2 protein-coding genes are annotated in these 226 nt (G+C 54.4%); both read right to left on the reverse strand.

The genetic code is table 11. The annotated features are described in order from the left end of the window. On the reverse strand, positions 1 to 127 hold a 127-nt coding region (locus HEN33_RS26070), incomplete at its 3' end, for a phage tail tube protein (RefSeq protein WP_271379477.1). Between the two features lie 7 nt (positions 128 to 134). Next, positions 135 to 226: phage tail terminator protein (gene gpU, locus HEN33_RS26075; RefSeq protein ID WP_032148293.1), on the reverse strand; the 92-nt coding region annotated here is incomplete at its 5' end.

The raw sequence follows: 226 nt of genomic DNA on the forward strand, positions 1-226 counted from the left end.
TAACTTTTGCCAGACGCGACCAGTCAACGTCTGAAAGCGGGTTCGCATAAGGGTCACCGTTCCCCTTATAAACCCACAGGGTGGTTCCGGCCCCTTTCACCGGTGCCAGAGGATTTGGTGTTGGCATATCGTCCTCACATTTCATAGGTAATGACATAAGTCAGATCGGCTGAACTCCACAGGCCCGCATCATCGTCGCGCCGGTAGTCATAGCCACTGGCCACCA

This window comes from Escherichia sp. 94.0001, from assembly GCF_013369155.2.
Taxonomy (GTDB): Bacteria; Pseudomonadota; Gammaproteobacteria; order Enterobacterales; family Enterobacteriaceae; genus Escherichia; species Escherichia coli_F.